General features: G+C 64.4%; 15 protein-coding genes. 12 read left to right on the top strand and 3 right to left on the bottom strand.

What is annotated here, in order from left to right; all coding sequences use genetic code 11:
* The first annotated feature begins 18 nt into the window (after positions 1-18).
* The 7 genes from A9971_RS29140 (at position 19) to A9971_RS29115 (ending at position 5,273) form a co-directional block, all read left to right on the top strand.
* Positions 19-2,394, top strand: coding sequence for an RND family transporter (locus A9971_RS29140; protein WP_011061561.1), 2,376 nt, complete (start codon positions 19-21; stop codon positions 2,392-2,394).
* Between the two features lie 214 nt (positions 2,395-2,608).
* Entirely contained in the window at positions 2,609-2,902 is a 294-nt protein-coding gene (locus A9971_RS29135; RefSeq protein WP_015635805.1) for a DUF5629 family protein, read from the top strand.
* The gene (locus tag A9971_RS29130; RefSeq protein WP_019094608.1) at positions 2,889-4,067 is read left to right on the top strand and encodes a lactonase family protein; all 1,179 of its coding nucleotides are present in this window, start codon (positions 2,889-2,891) and stop codon (positions 4,065-4,067) included. The genes A9971_RS29135 and A9971_RS29130 overlap by 14 nt, the downstream gene beginning before the upstream one ends.
* 155 nt (positions 4,068-4,222) lie before the next feature.
* Complete coding sequence (locus tag A9971_RS29125) at positions 4,223-4,402, top strand: hypothetical protein (protein ID WP_015635803.1); 180 nt, start codon at positions 4,223-4,225, stop codon at positions 4,400-4,402.
* A 196-nt stretch (positions 4,403-4,598) separates the two neighbouring features.
* The gene (locus A9971_RS32995) at positions 4,599-4,724 is read left to right on the top strand and encodes a hypothetical protein (RefSeq protein ID WP_015635802.1); all 126 of its coding nucleotides are present in this window, start codon (positions 4,599-4,601) and stop codon (positions 4,722-4,724) included.
* 112 nt (positions 4,725-4,836) lie between these two features.
* Complete coding sequence (locus A9971_RS29120; protein WP_123430689.1) at positions 4,837-5,016, top strand: hypothetical protein; 180 nt, start codon at positions 4,837-4,839, stop codon at positions 5,014-5,016.
* Positions 5,013-5,273, top strand: coding sequence for a hypothetical protein (locus A9971_RS29115; RefSeq protein WP_041118453.1), 261 nt, complete (start codon positions 5,013-5,015; stop codon positions 5,271-5,273). Before A9971_RS29120 ends, A9971_RS29115 begins: the two co-directional genes overlap by 4 nt.
* Positions 5,274-5,334: 61 nt before the next feature.
* Here A9971_RS29115 and A9971_RS29110 read toward each other — a convergent pair whose 3' ends face one another.
* Complete coding sequence (locus A9971_RS29110; protein WP_015635799.1) at positions 5,335-8,433, bottom strand: efflux RND transporter permease subunit; 3,099 nt, start codon at positions 8,431-8,433, stop codon at positions 5,335-5,337.
* A gap of 9 nt (positions 8,434-8,442) precedes the next feature.
* The gene (locus tag A9971_RS29105; RefSeq protein WP_183000339.1) at positions 8,443-9,597 is read right to left on the bottom strand and encodes an efflux RND transporter periplasmic adaptor subunit; all 1,155 of its coding nucleotides are present in this window, start codon (positions 9,595-9,597) and stop codon (positions 8,443-8,445) included.
* 202 nt (positions 9,598-9,799) lie between these two features.
* Here A9971_RS29105 and A9971_RS29100 point away from each other — a divergent pair, with 202 nt between their 5' ends.
* From A9971_RS29100 to nudC, 5 genes are all read left to right on the top strand, one after another.
* Positions 9,800-10,501: a response regulator transcription factor gene (locus A9971_RS29100; RefSeq protein WP_011061552.1), complete on the top strand. Its 702-nt coding sequence runs from the start codon at positions 9,800-9,802 to the stop codon at positions 10,499-10,501.
* A 4-nt stretch (positions 10,502-10,505) separates the two neighbouring features.
* Positions 10,506-11,810 carry an ATP-binding protein gene (locus A9971_RS29095; RefSeq protein WP_011061551.1) on the top strand — a complete coding sequence of 435 codons (1,305 nt, stop codon included), beginning with the start codon at positions 10,506-10,508 and terminating at the stop codon, positions 11,808-11,810.
* A 276-nt stretch (positions 11,811-12,086) separates the two neighbouring features.
* Positions 12,087-12,863, top strand: a complete 777-nt coding sequence (locus A9971_RS29090; RefSeq protein WP_015635798.1) for a class I SAM-dependent methyltransferase — start codon at positions 12,087-12,089, stop codon at positions 12,861-12,863.
* Between the two features lie 215 nt (positions 12,864-13,078).
* Entirely contained in the window at positions 13,079-13,891 is an 813-nt protein-coding gene (locus A9971_RS29085; protein ID WP_015635797.1) for a crotonase/enoyl-CoA hydratase family protein, read from the top strand.
* Positions 13,892-13,897: 6 nt separating this feature from the next.
* Positions 13,898-14,728, top strand: a complete 831-nt coding sequence (gene nudC / locus A9971_RS29080; protein WP_011061549.1) for an NAD(+) diphosphatase — start codon at positions 13,898-13,900, stop codon at positions 14,726-14,728.
* On the opposite strand, the gene A9971_RS29075 is transcribed toward nudC, so the two are convergent.
* The gene (locus A9971_RS29075) at positions 14,696-15,475 is read right to left on the bottom strand and encodes a TSUP family transporter (RefSeq protein WP_011061548.1); all 780 of its coding nucleotides are present in this window, start codon (positions 15,473-15,475) and stop codon (positions 14,696-14,698) included. The genes nudC and A9971_RS29075 overlap by 33 nt on opposite strands.
* Positions 15,476-15,591 lie beyond the last annotated feature (116 nt).

The raw sequence follows: 15,591 nt of genomic DNA, 5'->3' as shown, positions 1-15,591 counted from the left end.
AAGAAGGTGGGGAATTCCATGAGCAGTCATCACCAGGACAAGGCGAACTTTCTTGAGCGCCTGATTTTCAATAACCGCCCGGCAGTGATCTTCATCTGCTTGCTGGTCAGCGCTTTCCTGTTCTGGCAGGCGACCCTGATCCGGCCGTCCACCAGCTTCGAGAAGATGATCCCGCTCAAGCACCCGTTCATCGAGCGGATGATGGAGCACCGCAACGACCTGGCGAACCTGGGCAACACCGTGCGCATCTCGGTGGAGGCCCGCGACGGCGACATCTTCACCAAGGACTACATGGAAACCCTGCGGCAGATCAACGACGAGGTGTTCTACATCTCCGGCGTCGATCGCTCCGGGCTCAAGTCGCTGTGGAGCCCCAGCGTGCGCTGGACCGAAGTGACCGAAGAGGGCTTCGCCGGCGGCGAGGTGATTCCCCAGAGCTACAACGGTTCGGCCGACAGCCTCGAACAGCTGCGCAACAACGTGCTCAAGTCCGGCCAGGTCGGGCGCCTGGTGGCCAACGACTTCAAGTCCAGCATCGTCGATATCCCACTGCTGGAGTCCTACCCGGACCCGCAGGACCAGGGCAAGCTGCTGGCCCTGGACTACCAGAAATTCTCCCACCAGCTGGAAGAGAAGATCCGCGACAAGTTCGAGGCGCAGAACCCCAATGTGAAGATCCACATCGTCGGCTTCGCCAAGAAGGTCGGCGACCTGATCGACGGCCTGATCATGGTGGTGATGTTCTTCGGCGTGGCCTTCATCATCACCCTGGTGCTGCTGTACTGGTTCACCTGGTGCATCCGCAGCACCATCGCGGTGTTGATCACCACCCTGGTGGCGGTGGTCTGGCAACTGGGCCTGATGCACGCCTTCGGCTTCGGCCTGGACCCGTATTCAATGCTGGTGCCGTTCCTGATCTTCGCCATCGGCATTTCCCACGGGGTGCAGAAGATCAACGGCATCGCCTTGCAGTCCAGTGATGCCGACAATGCCCTGACCGCGGCGCGGCGCACCTTCCGCCAGCTGTTCCTGCCGGGGATGATCGCGATCCTCGCCGACGCCGTGGGCTTCATCACCTTGCTGATCATCGATATCGGGGTGATCCGCGAGCTGGCCATCGGTGCCTCCATCGGTGTGGCGGTGATCGTGTTCACCAACCTGATCCTGCTGCCGGTGGCGATTTCCTACGTCGGCATCAGCAAGCGCGCCATCGAGCGCAGCAAGAAGGACGCTTCCCGCGAGCATCCGTTCTGGCGCCTGCTGTCCAATTTCGCCAGCCCCAAAGTCGCGCCGATTTCCATCGCCCTGGCCCTGGTGGCCTTTGCCGGCGGCCTCTGGTACAGCCAGAACCTGAAGATCGGCGACCTCGACCAGGGCGCCCCGGAGTTGCGTCCCGATTCGCGCTACAACAAGGACAACAACTTCATCATCAGCAACTACTCCACCAGTTCCGACGTGCTGGTGGTGATGGTCAAGACCGCGGCCGAAGGCTGCTCGCGCTATGAGGCCATGGCGCCCATCGACGAGTTGATGTGGAAGATGCAGAACACCGAGGGCGTGCAGTCGGCGATTTCCCTGGTGACCGTCTCCAAGCAGATGATCAAGGGCATGAACGAGGGCAACCTGAAGTGGGAAACCCTGTCGCGCAACCCTGACGTACTGAACAACTCCATTGCCCGGGCCGACGGCCTGTACAACAACAACTGCTCCCTGGCGCCAGTGCTGGTGTTCCTCAACGACCACAAGGCCGCGACCCTGGATCGCGCGGTGCATGCGGTGCAGGAGTTCGCCACGCAGCACAACAAGGACGGCCTGGAGTTCATTCTCGCTGCCGGCAACGCCGGGATCGAGGCCGCGACCAACGAGGTGATCAAGGAGTCCGAGCTGACCATCCTGATCCTGGTCTACATCTGCGTGGCCGGCATGTGCATGATCACCTTCCGCTCCTGGGCGGCGACCCTGTGCATCGTCCTGCCACTGGTGCTGACGTCGGTGCTGGGCAACGCGCTGATGGCCTTCATGGGCATCGGGGTCAAGGTGGCGACCCTGCCGGTGGTGGCGCTGGGGGTGGGCATCGGCGTGGACTACGGCATCTATATCTACAGCCGCCTGGAGAGCTTCCTGCGGGCCGGCCTGCCGCTGCAGGAGGCCTACTACCAGACCCTGCGCTCCACCGGCAAGGCCGTGCTGTTCACCGGCCTGTGCCTGGCCATCGGCGTGTGCACCTGGATCTTCTCAGCCATCAAGTTCCAGGCCGACATGGGCCTGATGCTGACCTTCATGCTGCTGTGGAACATGTTCGGTGCCCTGTGGCTGCTGCCGGCCCTGGCGCGGTTCCTGATCAAGCCGGAGAAGCTGGCGGGGCAGAAGGGTAACTCGCTGTTCGCCCACTGATCCCGTTGCATGAGTACTCAGCCGCACCCTCGGGTGCGGCTTTTTCATGCCTGGTGTTCCGAGGGGAAAGCGGGTGGTGCTGAAGAACCGGGCGGCCCCGGCAGTGCCTGTCGGAGGGTGTATCCGGGGCAGTCGCTTGCGCGGCGCAATGCTGGCCCAACCCGGCAGCGCCAATCAGCTATCATTGCGCCTTTCCATCTGATGACTGATCGCTATGACCGCTGCTACCGACACCTTGCTCTGCGCCCTTGAAGCCTGCGACATGCTGGAAATCGACGGCCTGCACGCCTTCGATTTCACCCTCGACGAGCAGCGCCTGCTGATCGAGTGCATGGACGGCCGCGCGGCCAAGCGCTGGAGCTTTACCCTGGCCCAGGTCCAGGCCGCGACCTTCGACCAGGACTTGCAGAGCTGGACCCTGGCAGGCGACTCCGGTGAGCACCGCCTGGTGTGCATGAGCGCGTTCAGTGCCCGCGACGAAGAGGAAGGTGAACATGAAGATGCGTAATTTCTGGCCCCTGCTGATGGCCGGCAGTGTCGGTGCCATGGCGGTCCAGGCCGCGCCGGCCACCGAAACCCATGAGCTGCTGGTAGGGTCCTATACCCAGGGCCAGAGCCAGGGTCTGTACCGCCTGCAATTCAATGAGCGCACCGGGCAGATCGACCCCAAGCCGCTGCAGGTGGTGAAGAGCTCCAACCCGTCCTGGCTGACCTTGTCCAAGGACCTCAAGTTCGTCTTCGCGGTGAATGAGAACAGCCCGGGGCAGGCCGACCCCATCGGTCGTGTCAGCAGCTACAGCCTGGCGCCGAAAACCCATCAACTGAGCCTGATCAACCAGGTGCAGAGCCAGGGTAACGAGCCCACCCATTCCAGCCTGAGTGCCGACGGCAACTACCTGTTCGTCAGCAACTATTCGGTGGATGTGGATCCGGGCGGCAGCCTGGCGGTGGTGCCGGTCAGCGATGACGGTCATCTGTCGCCGGTGGTGCAGCTCACCAGTCATCCGGCCAGCCGGGTCGACCCCGAGCGCCAACAATCGGCCCACGTGCATTCGTCGGTGCCGTCCCCGGACGGCAAGTTCCTGTTCGCCAACGACCTGGGTGCGGACAAGATCTTCGTCTATCGCTATGACCCCAAGGCCAATGCGGAACACCCGCTGAGCCCGGCCGACCCGGCCTTCGTCCAGCTGCCGCCGGGCAGTGGCCCGCGGCACCTGCTGTTCAGCGCCGATGGCAAGCATGCCTACCTGACCATGGAAATGAGCGCTCAACTGGCGGTGTTCGACTACCAGGACGGCAAGCTGACTCAGCGTCAGATGCTCGACCTGGCGGCCAACGGCTCCAAGGAGAAAAAGGCCGCCGCGGCCTTGCACGCTTCCAAGGACGGCCAGTACCTGTATGTCAGCAACCGGGGCACCGCCAACCAGTTGCTGGTGTTTGCCATCGACCCGGCCAATGGCCAGCTCAAGGAAATCCAGCGGCGTTCGGTGGAAGGCGATCACCCACGGGAGTTCAGCCTCGACCCGAGCAACCGCTATGTGCTGATCGGCAACCAGAAAAGCAACGAGATCGTGGTGATCGAGCGCGACGCCAAGACCGGTTTCCTGGGCAAGACCGTGCAGAAACTGCCGTTCGATTCCCCCAGCGATATCAAATTCCTGGTGCGTCAATAGACCGCAGGCCCCGGCGTCCGGGGCCTGACTCCTTCTATTAACGACGCTGATAATGGCTACTGCCGCAAAGAATTTTTTCCCGCCAACCCTCGGGAGTAAGTTTGCTTCACGGCCCACACGGGCAAGCAAGCCAACTGAATACGAGGGTTATACCGATGAACTTCAATCTCTTCTCCGTGATCGCAGCCTCCGCCATTTCCGCCACCGTGGCACTGCCTGCCAGCGCCAGCGTGGAAATCAGCCAGAAGAAATCCAGCACCAACACCTACACCCAGAAGTACCTGCAACAAAGCGCCAACTTCTACGCCGCCCTGGATCACAAAGCCCAGCAATGAGCGCTCCGGATCACCCCGCAAGCAGCAAACCCAAGGTATGCAGGAGCGAAGTCACTGAAGCAGTGATGTCGCTCCTGCATCACCTGTTTGCGACTTATTCTTCCCGCCAGGCAAATTTTGCTTGGTAGTGTCATATAGCCATGTGTTTAAATTTGACGCTGAATTATTGACTCTTTCCCGAGCAAGGATCGATAGCATGGTGATGCGTCTGACCGTGGTTCTGCTGTTGCTCTACTCCACCCCCATCCTGTCCTCTGCCCAGCCTGTCGAAGGCGAGCCGGAGACTTCCCGCGAGCGTCTGACCAGCCTGTTGCAGGACTGAGACGCGAGTTTAAAGTATCAAGAAAATTGATGATGGCTATGGATATAAACGTCTTTTTACTGGCGTTTGATTGATAGATCCTCTGGGCACGAAAACGCCTCAGGAGATCACCATGGCCCGTTCGATCCTCAGTTCTGCCAAGTACGGCGCCTACCTGGCGCTGGGGCTTTATCTGCTTCTGATGCTCTGGGCCAGCCTGGCTGCGGGCCTGCCGAGCGCTGCGTTGATTGATTCCGGCGCGGCAAGCGGCCAGAGCCCGGTACTCCATGCCGAAGCGGGGAGACGGCCATGAAAGGGCGCCGTCTGATGATCACCGCCTTCCTCGCGTTCTTCACCAATGGCACCAGCCTGCTGGGGCTGGGCCAGGGCTCGGCCGGAGCATTGGCGCGGGCCATCGAATGCAATCACCAGATCGCCCATCACAGCCAGGCGGCCAAGGCTCCGGCGCTGCTGGCGGGCAATCCACCGGGCAAATCCGCTGCGGCCTTTCCCGGGCCTTTCGCCCTGGATTGCCCACAGGCACGGGTATGCCCGGCCATGGCGGCCTGAGACGAGAAGAGGGGGGGCAAGAGAAGAAGGGGCCCCGGAACCGGGACCCCATGCAGCGATGTCAGTCCTTGGACGAACCGCGTTTCACCAGTTTCATCACCACCACGAAGAACACCGGCACGAAGATCACTGCCAGGGTTGCGGTGATCATGCCGCCGATCACCCCGGTACCGATCGCCTGCTGGCTGGCGGAGCTGGCGCCGGTGGCGATGGCCAGGGGCACCACGCCGAGGATGAACGCCAGCGAGGTCATGACGATGGGGCGCAGGCGCAGGCGTGCAGCCTGCACCGTGGCATCGATCAGATCATGGCCTTCGTCGTACAGGCTCTTGGCGAACTCGATGATCAGGATCGCGTTCTTCGCCGACAGGCCGATGATGGTGATCAGGCCGACCTTGAAGAACACGTCGTTGGGCATGCCGCGCAGGCTCACCGCCAGCACTGCGCCCAGTACCCCCAGGGGCACCACCAGCAGCACCGAGGTGGGAATCGACCAGCTCTCGTAGAGCGCCGCCAGGCACAGGAACACGATCAGCAGCGACAGGCCCAGCAGCATCGGCGCCTGGCTGCCGGACAGCCGTTCCTGGAGTGACAGGCCGGTCCATTCCAGGCCCAGCCCGGTGGGCAACTGCGCCACCAGCCGTTCGATTTCCTGCATGGCTTCACCGGTACTGTGGCCAGGGGCCGGCTCGCCGGAGACGGCAATGGCCGGGTAGCCGTTGTAGCGGGTCAGTTGAGCCGGGCCCAGGCTCCAGCTGGCGCGGACGAAGGCCGACAGCGGCACCATCTTGCCGGCGCTGTTGCGCACGTTCAGGCGCAGCAAGTCTTCGACCTGGCTGCGCTGGTCGCCTTCGGCCTGGATCACCACCCGCTGCATCCGCCCCTGGTTGGGGAAGTCGTTGACGTAGGACGACCCCAGGGCGGTGGACAGCAGGCTGCCGATATCGGCAAAGGACACGCCCAGGGCGTTGGCCTGCTTGCGGTCGACCTCCAGTTGCACCTGCGGCGCTTCGGCCAGGGCACTTTCCCGGACGTTGGCCAGGATCGGGCTCTTTTCCGTGGCCTTGAGCAGCTCGTCCCGGGCCTGCATCAGGGCCGCGTGGCCGACGCCGCCACGGTCCTGCAGGCGGAACTCAAAGCCGCTGGAGGTGCCCAGGCCATCGATCGGCGGCGGCAGCACGGCGTACACCACGGCATCCTTGATCGCGCCGAGGGCGGCGTTGGCGCGGTCGGCGATGGACATCGCCGAATCCTCGCTGCCCCGTTGCGACCAGTCCTTGAGCGTGGTGAAGGCCAGCGCGGCGTTCTGCCCGTTACCCGAGAAGCTGAAGCCGAGAATGATGGTGCTGTCGCCGACTCCCGGTTCGCTGGCGTTGTGCGCTTCGATCTGCTCCACCACCTTGATCGTGCGGTTCTGGCTGGCGCCAGGTGGCAGCTGGATGTCGGTGATGGTGTAGCCCTGGTCCTCCACTGGCAGGAAGGAGGAGGGCAGGCGGCTGAACAGCAGCGCCATGATCGCCAGCAGCGCCAGGTAGATCAGCAGGTAGCGGCCGGTACGCTTGAGGGCATAGGTCACGCCGCCCTGATAGCTGTCGCTCAGGCGTTCGAAGCGCCGGTTGAACCAGCCGAAGAACCCCGTGCGTTCATGGTGTTCGCCCGCCGCGATGGGCTTGAGCAGGGTGGCGCACAGGGCCGGGGTCAGGGTCAGGGCGAGGAACGCCGAGAACAGGATCGAGGTGGCCATGGACAGCGAGAACTGCTGGTAGATCACCCCCACCGAGCCGGGCATGAAGGCCATGGGGATGAACACCGCCACCAGCACCAGGGTGATGCCGATGATGGCCCCGGTGATCTGCTGCATCGCCTTGCGCGTGGCTTCCTTGGGCGACAGGCCTTCGGAGGCCATGATCCGCTCGACGTTCTCCACCACCACGATGGCATCGTCCACCAGGATGCCTATGGCCAGCACCATGCCGAACATGGTCAGCACGTTGATCGAGAACCCCAGGGCCAGCATGGTGGCGAAGGTGCCCATCAGGGCCACGGGCACCACCAGGGTAGGGATCAGGGTGTAGCGGATGTTCTGCAGGAACAGGAACATCACCAGGAACACCAGCACCATGGCTTCGGCCAGGGTGTAGAGCACCTTGGTGATCGAGACCTTGACGAAGGGCGAAGTGTCGTAGGGGATCTTGTATTCCACGCCGGCCGGGAAATAGCGCGACAGCTCGTCCATCTTGGCGCGGATCAGGGTCGCGGTATTCAACGCGTTGGCCCCGGGGGACAACTGCACGCCCACCGCGGTGGACGGCTTGCCGTTCAGGCGGGTGCCGTACTGGTATTCCTGGCTGCCGACTTCCACCCGGGCCACATCGCCGATGCGTACCGTGGAGCCGTCGGGGTTGGCCCGCAGGACGATATCGGCAAACTCTTCAGGGCTGGAAAGCTGGCCCTTGACCAGGATGGTCGCGGTGATTTCCTGGCTGGCGGGGTTGGGCAGGTCGCCGATGCTGCCGGCCGGAACCTGGGCGTTCTGCGCCGCCACCGCGGCGTTGACGTCGGCCGGGGTCAGGTTGAAACCGATCAGTTTCTGCGGGTCGAGCCAGATCCGCATGGCCCGCTCGGCACCGTACAACTGGGCCTTGCCGACGCCATCGAGGCGGCGGATCTCGTTCATCACGTTGCGCGCCAGGTAGTCGCTGAGGGCGACATCGTTCAGGCGGCCGTCACTGGAGGTCAGGGTGATCAGCAAGAGGAAGCCGGCGGAGACTTTCTCCACCTGCAGGCCCTGCTGGGTCACCGCCTGGGGCAGGCGCGGTTCCACCGCCTTGAGACGGTTCTGCACGTCCACCTGGGCCAGTTCCGGGTTGGTACCCGGCTGGAAGGTGGCGGTGATGGTGGCGCTGCCGAGGCTGCTCTGGGACGAGAAGTACAGCAGGTGGTCGGCACCATTGAGCTCCTGCTCGATCAGGCTGACCACCGATTCGTCCAGGGTCTGTGCCGAGGCGCCCGGGTAGGCGGCGTAGATCTCGATCTGCGGCGGGGCCACGGTGGGGTATTGCGCCACCGGCAGTTGGGGGATCGCCAGGGCACCGGCCAACAGGATGAAGAAGGCGACCACCCAGGCGAATACCGGGCGGTCAATAAAGAATTGCGGCATGTGTACTACCTACTGGCCAGGGTTCTGGGCGTGCGCAAGGGGGCTGGCGTCGATTTCCACCGGCTCGCCGGGGCGGGCGTGTTGCAGGCCTTCGACAATCACCCGGTCACCGGGCTTGAGGCCCTCGGTGACAATCCAGCGATCGTTCTGCACTCCACCCAGTTGCACCGGGTGCTGCACCACGTTGTTTTGCGCATCCACCAGCAGCACCTGGGCGATGCCGGCGCTGTCGCGCTGGATGGCCCGCTGCGGCACGCTGATGCCTTGCTGGTTGACCGCCTGTTCCAGGCGCACGCGCACGAAACTGCCGGGCAGCAGGTCGAGGTCCGGGTTGGGGAACTCGCTGCGCAGGATGATCTGCCCGGTACTCGGGTCAACGCTGATATCGGCGAACAACAGCTTGCCCGGCAGCGGGTAGAGGCTGCCGTCGTCCTGGATCAGGGTCGCCTTGGCCTGGTCCTTGCCCACCTGCTGCAACTGGCCGGCGCGGAAGGCCCGGCGCAGGTCGTTGAGTTCACGGGTGGACTGGGTCAGGTCGGCGTGGATCGGGTCCAGTTGCTGGATCAGCGCCAGCGGCGTGGTCTCGTTCTGGCCCACCAGGGCGCCTTCGGTGACCAGGGCGCGGCCGACCCGGCCGGAAATCGGCGCGGTGACGGTGGCATAGCCGAGGTTGAGCTTGGCCCGCTGCACCGCGGCCTGGTTGGCGGCGACGTCGGCGCTGGCCTGGCGTGCCGCAGCCCGGGCATTGTCGTATTCCTGGCCGCTGATGGCCTGGTCGGCGACCAGCTTGGAATAGCGCTGCTCCTGCAACTGCGCCTGGAAGGCGGTGGCCTCGGCCTTGCGCAGGCTGGCCTGGGCGCTGTCCAGGTCAGCCTTGAACGGGGCCGGGTCGATGCGGAACAAGACCTCGCCCTGCTTGACGTCGGAGCCTTCGCGGAAGGTCCGTTGCAGCACCACCCCGGCCACCCGGGCGCGGACTTCGGCGATCCGTGGCGCGGCGATGCGCCCGCTCAGTTCGCTGGTGATGGACAGGGCCTGGCTCTGTACGGTTTCGATCCGTACCTTGGCCGGTGGCGGCGTCTGCTCGCCTTCGGTCTTGCCACACGCGCTCAGCGCCGCTGCCAGAACGACCAGGCAGAATGGCGCAAAGAGTTTATTCGACATGCTGATACCCCAATAATGACCTCGGCATGCTAAGGGCATGGGTCAAGGCCCGCTGTGAAGCTGTGTAGGTGCTGTGTGAAAAAGTGTGAAGCCTGCGCACCGGTGCGGCCAGGGTTGTATATCCTTGGCGCCTTGCTGGTTTTGCCCGGTGCCTTATAAAGAACGCCGGTATTCTGTATTTCTTCAATAAAGATCGCTCTCCATGCCCAATATTCTTCTTGTCGAAGACGACACTGCGCTGTCCGAACTGATCGCCAGCTACCTGGAACGCAATGGCTATCAGGTCAGCGTGATCAGCCGTGGTGACCAGGTGCGGGAGCGGGCCAAGGCCAGCCCCCCGGACCTGGTGATCCTCGACCTGATGCTGCCGGGCCTGGATGGCCTGCAAGTCTGCCGCCTGTTGCGCGCCGACTCGGCGACCCTGCCGATCCTGATGCTGACCGCGCGGGATGATAGCCATGATCAGGTGCTGGGTCTGGAAATGGGCGCCGACGACTATGTGACAAAACCTTGCGAACCGCGAGTGCTACTGGCCCGGGTCCGTACCCTGTTGCGCCGCAGCAGCCTCAGCGAGCCGCAGAGCGCCAGCGACCAGATCCTCATGGGCAACCTGTGCATCGACCTGTCGGAGCGCACCGTGACCTGGCGCGAGCAGTTGGTGGAGCTGTCCAGCGGCGAGTACAACCTGCTGGTGGTGCTGGCCCGGCATGCCGGTGAAGTGCTGAGCCGCGACCAGATCCTGCAGCGCCTGCGGGGCATCGAGTTCAACGGTACCGATCGTTCGGTGGACGTGGCGATCTCCAAGCTGCGGCGCAAGTTCGACGATCACGCCGGCGAGGCGCGCAAGATCAAGACCGTGTGGGGCAAGGGTTACCTGTTCAGTCGTTCCGAGTGGGAATGCTGATTCCATGCTGCGCATCCTGGTCCGTCTGTACCTGATCACCATCATTGCCTTCAGCGCCGCGATCTACCTGATCCCGGACCTGGTGATCAAGGTTTTCCACGAGCGTTTCCTGGACTACAACCTGGACCAGTCCCGGGGCCTGCAGAGCCTGATCGTCAAGCAGTTCCGCGCCTTGCCGGCGCAGCAGTGGCCGACCCTGGTCAAGGAGATGGACGAGGAGTTCCACCCGCTGCAGGTGGCCCTGGTGCGCATCGACGACCCGGATTTCAGCGATTACGAGCGCGAGCGCCTGCAACGCGGCGAGAAAGTGGTGCGCCTGGGCGATTGGGGCTGGCGCACCCTGGCGGTGTCGCCGCTGGATGAGCAACTGGCGGTGAAGCTGGTGGTGCCGCCGGACCCGCTGGACGTCAACCTGCTGTACTGGAGCATCAATGTCCTGATCGTCGCCGTGCTGCTGGCCTGCCTGCTGCTCTGGGTGCGCCCGCACTGGCGTGACCTGGAGCGCCTCAAGCGCACCGCCGAACGCTTCGGCAAGGGCCATCTGGGCGAGCGCACCCAACTGCCCGCCAGTTCCAACATCGGCAGCCTGGCCAATGTCTTCGACACCATGGCCGGGGATATCGAAAAACTCCTGAACCAGCAGCGTGACCTGCTCAACGCGGTGTCCCACGAACTGCGTACGCCCCTGACCCGGCTGGATTTCGGCCTGGCCCTGGCGCTCTCCGACGATTTGCCGGCGGCCAGCCGCGAGCGCCTGCAAGGGCTGGTGGCGCACATTCGCGAACTGGATGAACTGGTCCTGGAGCTGCTGTCCTACAGCCGCCTGCAGAACCCGGCGTGCCTGCCGGAGCAGATCGAGGTGTCCCTGGACGAGTTCATCGACAGCATCCTGGGCAGTGTCGACGATGAGCTGGAGTCGGATATCGTCATCGACGTCTTGCTGCACGGTGCCCTGGAACGTTTCACCCTGGACCCGCGGCTGACCGCCCGGGCCTTGCAGAACCTGCTGCGCAATGCCACCCGTTATTGCGAGAAGCGCATCCAGGTGGGGGTGCTGGTCAGCGACGACGGCTGCGAGATCTGGGTCGACGATGACGGCATCGGCATTCCCGACGACGAGCGCGAGCGGGTGTTCGAGCCGTTCTACCGCCTGGACCGCAGCCGCGACCGCGCCACCGGCGGCTTCGGCCTGGGCCTGGCCATCAGCCGCCGGGCCCTGGAAGCCCAGGACGGCACCCTGACCGTGGAAGCCTCGCCCCTGGGCGGCGCGCGTTTTCGCCTGAGCCTGCCGCCCCCGCCCAGGGCCTGAATCCGTAGGAGCCGGCTTGGCGGTGAAAGGGCCGCAGAGCCCAGCGCTTGTCTCAAGGCCGCCTACCAGGCGGTGCGGCGCGGATTCGTTGGAGGAGCCGGCTTGGCGGCGAAGAGGCCCCTGAGCCGAGCGCCCCTGCGGATAACGCCTTCGCTGGCAAGCCAGCTCCTACAGCCTGCTCCTGCAACGGGGGTGCAACTGACAGGAGTTTCATGCTGTCTGTTGTCGGGCACGGTTTATCCTGTTCGTACTCACCCGCAATGAGGAGGTTCATCCATGAACGATCAGGCGATTCATCATGCTGCGGCCGACGGCTACCAACAGGCCGCCGATACCTATGTGCGGGGCCGGCCGGACTATCCGCCAGCCCTTGAGCCCTGGCTGCGGGAGACGCTGGGCCTCGGGCCGGGCAGGGTGGTGGTGGACCTGGGCGCCGGCACCGGCAAGTTCACCGGCCGCTTGCTGGCCACGGGGGCCCAGGTGATCGCGGTGGAGCCGGTCGAGCAAATGCGCGCCAGGCTGGCGGCGGCCCAGCCCGAGGCCCAGGTACTGGAGGGCAGCGCCGAGGCGCTGCCGCTCAAGGATGCCTCGGTGGATGTGCTGGTCTGTGCCCAGGCCTTTCACTGGTTTGCCCACCGCGCGGCACTTGAGGAAATCCATCGCGTGCTCAAGCCCGGCGGCAAGCTGGCCCTGGTGTGGAACCTGCGGGATGCCCGTGTGCCCTGGGTGGCGCGCCTGGACGCCATCGTCAATGCCTTGCAGGCCGATACCCCGCGCTATTACACCGGTGCCTGGCGCCAGGCCTTTCCCCACCCGGGTTTCGGGCCCCTGCAGGAACAGCATTTCACCCAGGGCCACAGCGGCACGCCGGAGGACGTGATCTTCAACCGTGTGCGCTCCACCAGCTTCATCGCCGCCTTGCCCCAGGCCGAACGCGAGGCCGTGGACCGGCAGATCGCCGCCCTGATCGACAGCGAGCCGCAGCTGCGGGGCAAGGCCCAGGTCACCGTGCCTTACACGACCGCCGCCTTCTATTGCACCCGGCAAGGCTGAGCTCATCCCCCCCACATCGCCCCCATGTAGGCGCTGGCTTGCCAGCGAAGGCGTTATCCGCAGGGGCTCTCGGCTCAGGGGCCTCTTCGCCGGCAAGCCGGCGCCTGCAGGGGCGGTGGTCAGTCCCGCTTTTGGCCGATGCGCTGCCTTACGGCCCGCCGCCGCCACTTGCTATAGTTCGGCCCTCATTTTCTGCCCAGTAAAGGATCACTGCCATGTCCGAATACCAAGCCTTTCGCGTCGAACTCGCTGACAACATCGCCCATGTGCAGATCAACCGCCCGGAAAAGATCAACGCCATGAACGCCGCGTTCTGGAGCGAGATCGTCGAGATCTTCCGCTGGATCGACGACACCGACGCAGTGCGCGTGGTGGTGCTCAGCGGTGCCGGCAAGCATTTCTCTTCGGGCATCGACCTGATGATGCTGGCCGGGGTGGCCAACGAACTGGGCAAGGATGTGGGCCGCAACGCGCGCCTGCTGCGGCGCAAGATCTTCCAGCTGCAAGCCTCGTTCAATGCCGTGGACAACTGCCGCAAGCCGGTGCTGGCGGCGATCCAGGGCTATTGCCTGGGGGGCGCCATCGACCTGATCAGCGCCTGCGACATGCGTTACGCCGCGGACGATGCGCAATTCTCGATCAAGGAAATCGATATCGGCATGGCTGCGGATGTCGGCACACTGCAACGTTTGCCACGTATCATCGGCGACGGCATTCTGCGCGAGCTGGCCTACACTGGGCGCACCTTCGGTGCCGAGGAAGCACGCAGCATTGGCCTGGTCAACCGGACCTACAGCGATGCCGCAAGCCTGCTGGACGGGGTCATGGGAATTGCCCGGGAGATCGCCGCCAAGTCGCCGATCGCGGTCAGCGGCACCAAGGAAATGCTCAGCTACATGCGTGACCACCGTATTGATGACGGCCTGGAATATGTCGCCACCTGGAACGCTGCCATGTTGCAGTCCAACGACTTGCGCGTGGCCATCGCCGCCCATATGAGCAAACAGAAACCCGAATTTCTGGATTGATTGACGATGATTGAACGCTGGACCACCGCAGTACTCGACACCGACCTTCCCGGCGGCTGGGCCGTGGCCCGCGGCCCGGACGGCTTTCTCTATGACGACAACGGCGCGCTGTTCCCCCGGCACTGGCTCAAGGGCCAGGACCTGCCGCTGCTGGCGGAACACGGCATCGGCCATCTCGATGGCGAGCCGGTGTACCTGCTGGAACTGAGCGCCCGCGCCGAAGTGCCGGGCTGCGGCTGGAAAGGCCTGCGGGCCTTCATGCTGGAGGGCGATCACACCCTGTACAAGGTCCTGGGCTATGCCGCGCAGATCGGCACTTGGGCCCGGGAGCACCGGTACTGCGGCAGTTGCGGGCGGCCCATGGCCCAGGTGCCGGGGGAGCGGGCGATGTATTGCCAGCCTTGCGACTTGCGCAGCTACCCGCGCATTTCACCGAGCATGATCGTGCTGATCACCCGCGGTGACGAAATCCTCCTGGCTCGTTCGCCGCGCTTCGTCACCGGGGTCTACAGCACCCTGGCAGGCTTTGCCGAGCCGGGCGAGTCGGCGGAGGACTGCCTGATTCGCGAGGTGCGCGAAGAGGTGAGCATCGAAGTCAGGAACATCCAGTACGTGGGCAGCCAATGCTGGCCGTTCCCCCATTCGATGATGCTGGGCTTTCACGCCGAATACGCCGGCGGCGAGATCATTCCCCAGGAAGACGAGATCGAGGACGCCCAGTGGTTCAGCGTCCATGCGCTACCACCGTTGCCGGCCTCGCGCTCGATTGCCCGCTACCTGATCGATCTCTATGTGGCGCGCCGCCTAGGCCACGCTGAACCAGTGCTGCCAGGCTAGGCGCACGGTCAGCCCGAGGACCACGGTGATGAACACCGGGCGAATGAACTTGGCACCACCGCTGATGGCGGTGCGTGCGCCGAAGAAGGCCCCGACCATCACCGACAGGCCCATGCACAGGCCGATGATCCAGTCCACCTGCCCGGAAAACACGAACACCGACAGCGCCGCGATGTTGCTGACGAAGTTCATGCTGCGGGCCACGCCGCTGGCCTTGACCAGGTCGATGGGGTAGAGCAGCAGGCTGCTCACGGTCCAGAACGCCCCGGTGCCGGGGCCGGCTACGCCGTCATAGAAGCCCAGGCTAAAGCCCTGGCTCGATTGCCACTTCTTCTTGATCGGTGCGTCGCTGTCCAGTGGCGCCTTGGGCGTGCCGCCGAACAGCAGGTACAGGCCGCAGGCGAAGACGATCACCGGCAGCATCTTGTTCAGCCATTCCGCCGGCAGGTAGTGAGCGACGATGGCCCCGGTCAGGGCGCCCACCAGGGTGCCGACAATGGCGTGGGTCCATTGCCTGGGGTGGAACAGCTTGCGCCGATAGAAGGTGAAGCTGGCGGTGGCCGAGCCGAAGGTCGAGCTGAGTTTGTTGGTGCCCAGCACCAGATGCGGCGGCAGGCCGGCGGTGAGCAGGGCCGGGGTGGTGAGCAGGCCGCCGCCGCCGGCAATGGCGTCGATGAAACCGGCGATGAAGGCCACGAGGGCGAGAATGGCGAGGGTGGTCAGGTCTACGCTGAGTTCGAAGGGCATGGGGTCGGCTTATTTCGGCGAGAAGCGCAAAGGGGGCTGCGCGAAAGTCCGCCATATTACCTGCAACCCAGCCCGCCGCGCGACCGCCTCGACCTTGGTCGGATGCCTCTCCCTGA

The sequence above is a fragment of the Pseudomonas sp. UME65 genome, assembly GCF_014170225.1.
Classification (GTDB): Bacteria; Pseudomonadota; Gammaproteobacteria; order Pseudomonadales; family Pseudomonadaceae; genus Aquipseudomonas; species Aquipseudomonas protegens.
This window is presented reverse-complemented; position numbering and strand designations above follow the sequence as displayed.

What these genes read in the sequence shown, in the direction of transcription:
- A9971_RS29085 (WP_015635797.1), top strand. Translation starts at nt 13,079, where the DNA reads ATGTCCGAATACCAAGCCTTTCGCGTCGAACTCGCTGACAACATCGCC.
- A9971_RS29140 (WP_011061561.1), top strand. Translation starts at nt 19, where the DNA reads ATGAGCAGTCATCACCAGGACAAGGCGAACTTTCTTGAGCGCCTGATT.
- A9971_RS32995 (WP_015635802.1), top strand. Translation starts at nt 4,599, where the DNA reads ATGGTGATGCGTCTGACCGTGGTTCTGCTGTTGCTCTACTCCACCCCC.
- A9971_RS29105 (WP_183000339.1), bottom strand. Translation starts at nt 9,597, where the DNA reads ATGTCGAATAAACTCTTTGCGCCATTCTGCCTGGTCGTTCTGGCAGCG.
- A9971_RS29090 (WP_015635798.1), top strand. Translation starts at nt 12,087, where the DNA reads ATGAACGATCAGGCGATTCATCATGCTGCGGCCGACGGCTACCAACAG.
- nudC (WP_011061549.1), top strand. Translation starts at nt 13,898, where the DNA reads ATGATTGAACGCTGGACCACCGCAGTACTCGACACCGACCTTCCCGGC.
- A9971_RS29130 (WP_019094608.1), top strand. Translation starts at nt 2,889, where the DNA reads ATGAAGATGCGTAATTTCTGGCCCCTGCTGATGGCCGGCAGTGTCGGT.
- A9971_RS29075 (WP_011061548.1), bottom strand. Translation starts at nt 15,475, where the DNA reads ATGCCCTTCGAACTCAGCGTAGACCTGACCACCCTCGCCATTCTCGCC.
- A9971_RS29110 (WP_015635799.1), bottom strand. Translation starts at nt 8,433, where the DNA reads ATGCCGCAATTCTTTATTGACCGCCCGGTATTCGCCTGGGTGGTCGCC.
- A9971_RS29095 (WP_011061551.1), top strand. Translation starts at nt 10,506, where the DNA reads ATGCTGCGCATCCTGGTCCGTCTGTACCTGATCACCATCATTGCCTTC.
- A9971_RS29115 (WP_041118453.1), top strand. Translation starts at nt 5,013, where the DNA reads ATGAAAGGGCGCCGTCTGATGATCACCGCCTTCCTCGCGTTCTTCACC.
- A9971_RS29135 (WP_015635805.1), top strand. Translation starts at nt 2,609, where the DNA reads ATGACCGCTGCTACCGACACCTTGCTCTGCGCCCTTGAAGCCTGCGAC.
- A9971_RS29100 (WP_011061552.1), top strand. Translation starts at nt 9,800, where the DNA reads ATGCCCAATATTCTTCTTGTCGAAGACGACACTGCGCTGTCCGAACTG.
- A9971_RS29120 (WP_123430689.1), top strand. Translation starts at nt 4,837, where the DNA reads ATGGCCCGTTCGATCCTCAGTTCTGCCAAGTACGGCGCCTACCTGGCG.
- A9971_RS29125 (WP_015635803.1), top strand. Translation starts at nt 4,223, where the DNA reads ATGAACTTCAATCTCTTCTCCGTGATCGCAGCCTCCGCCATTTCCGCC.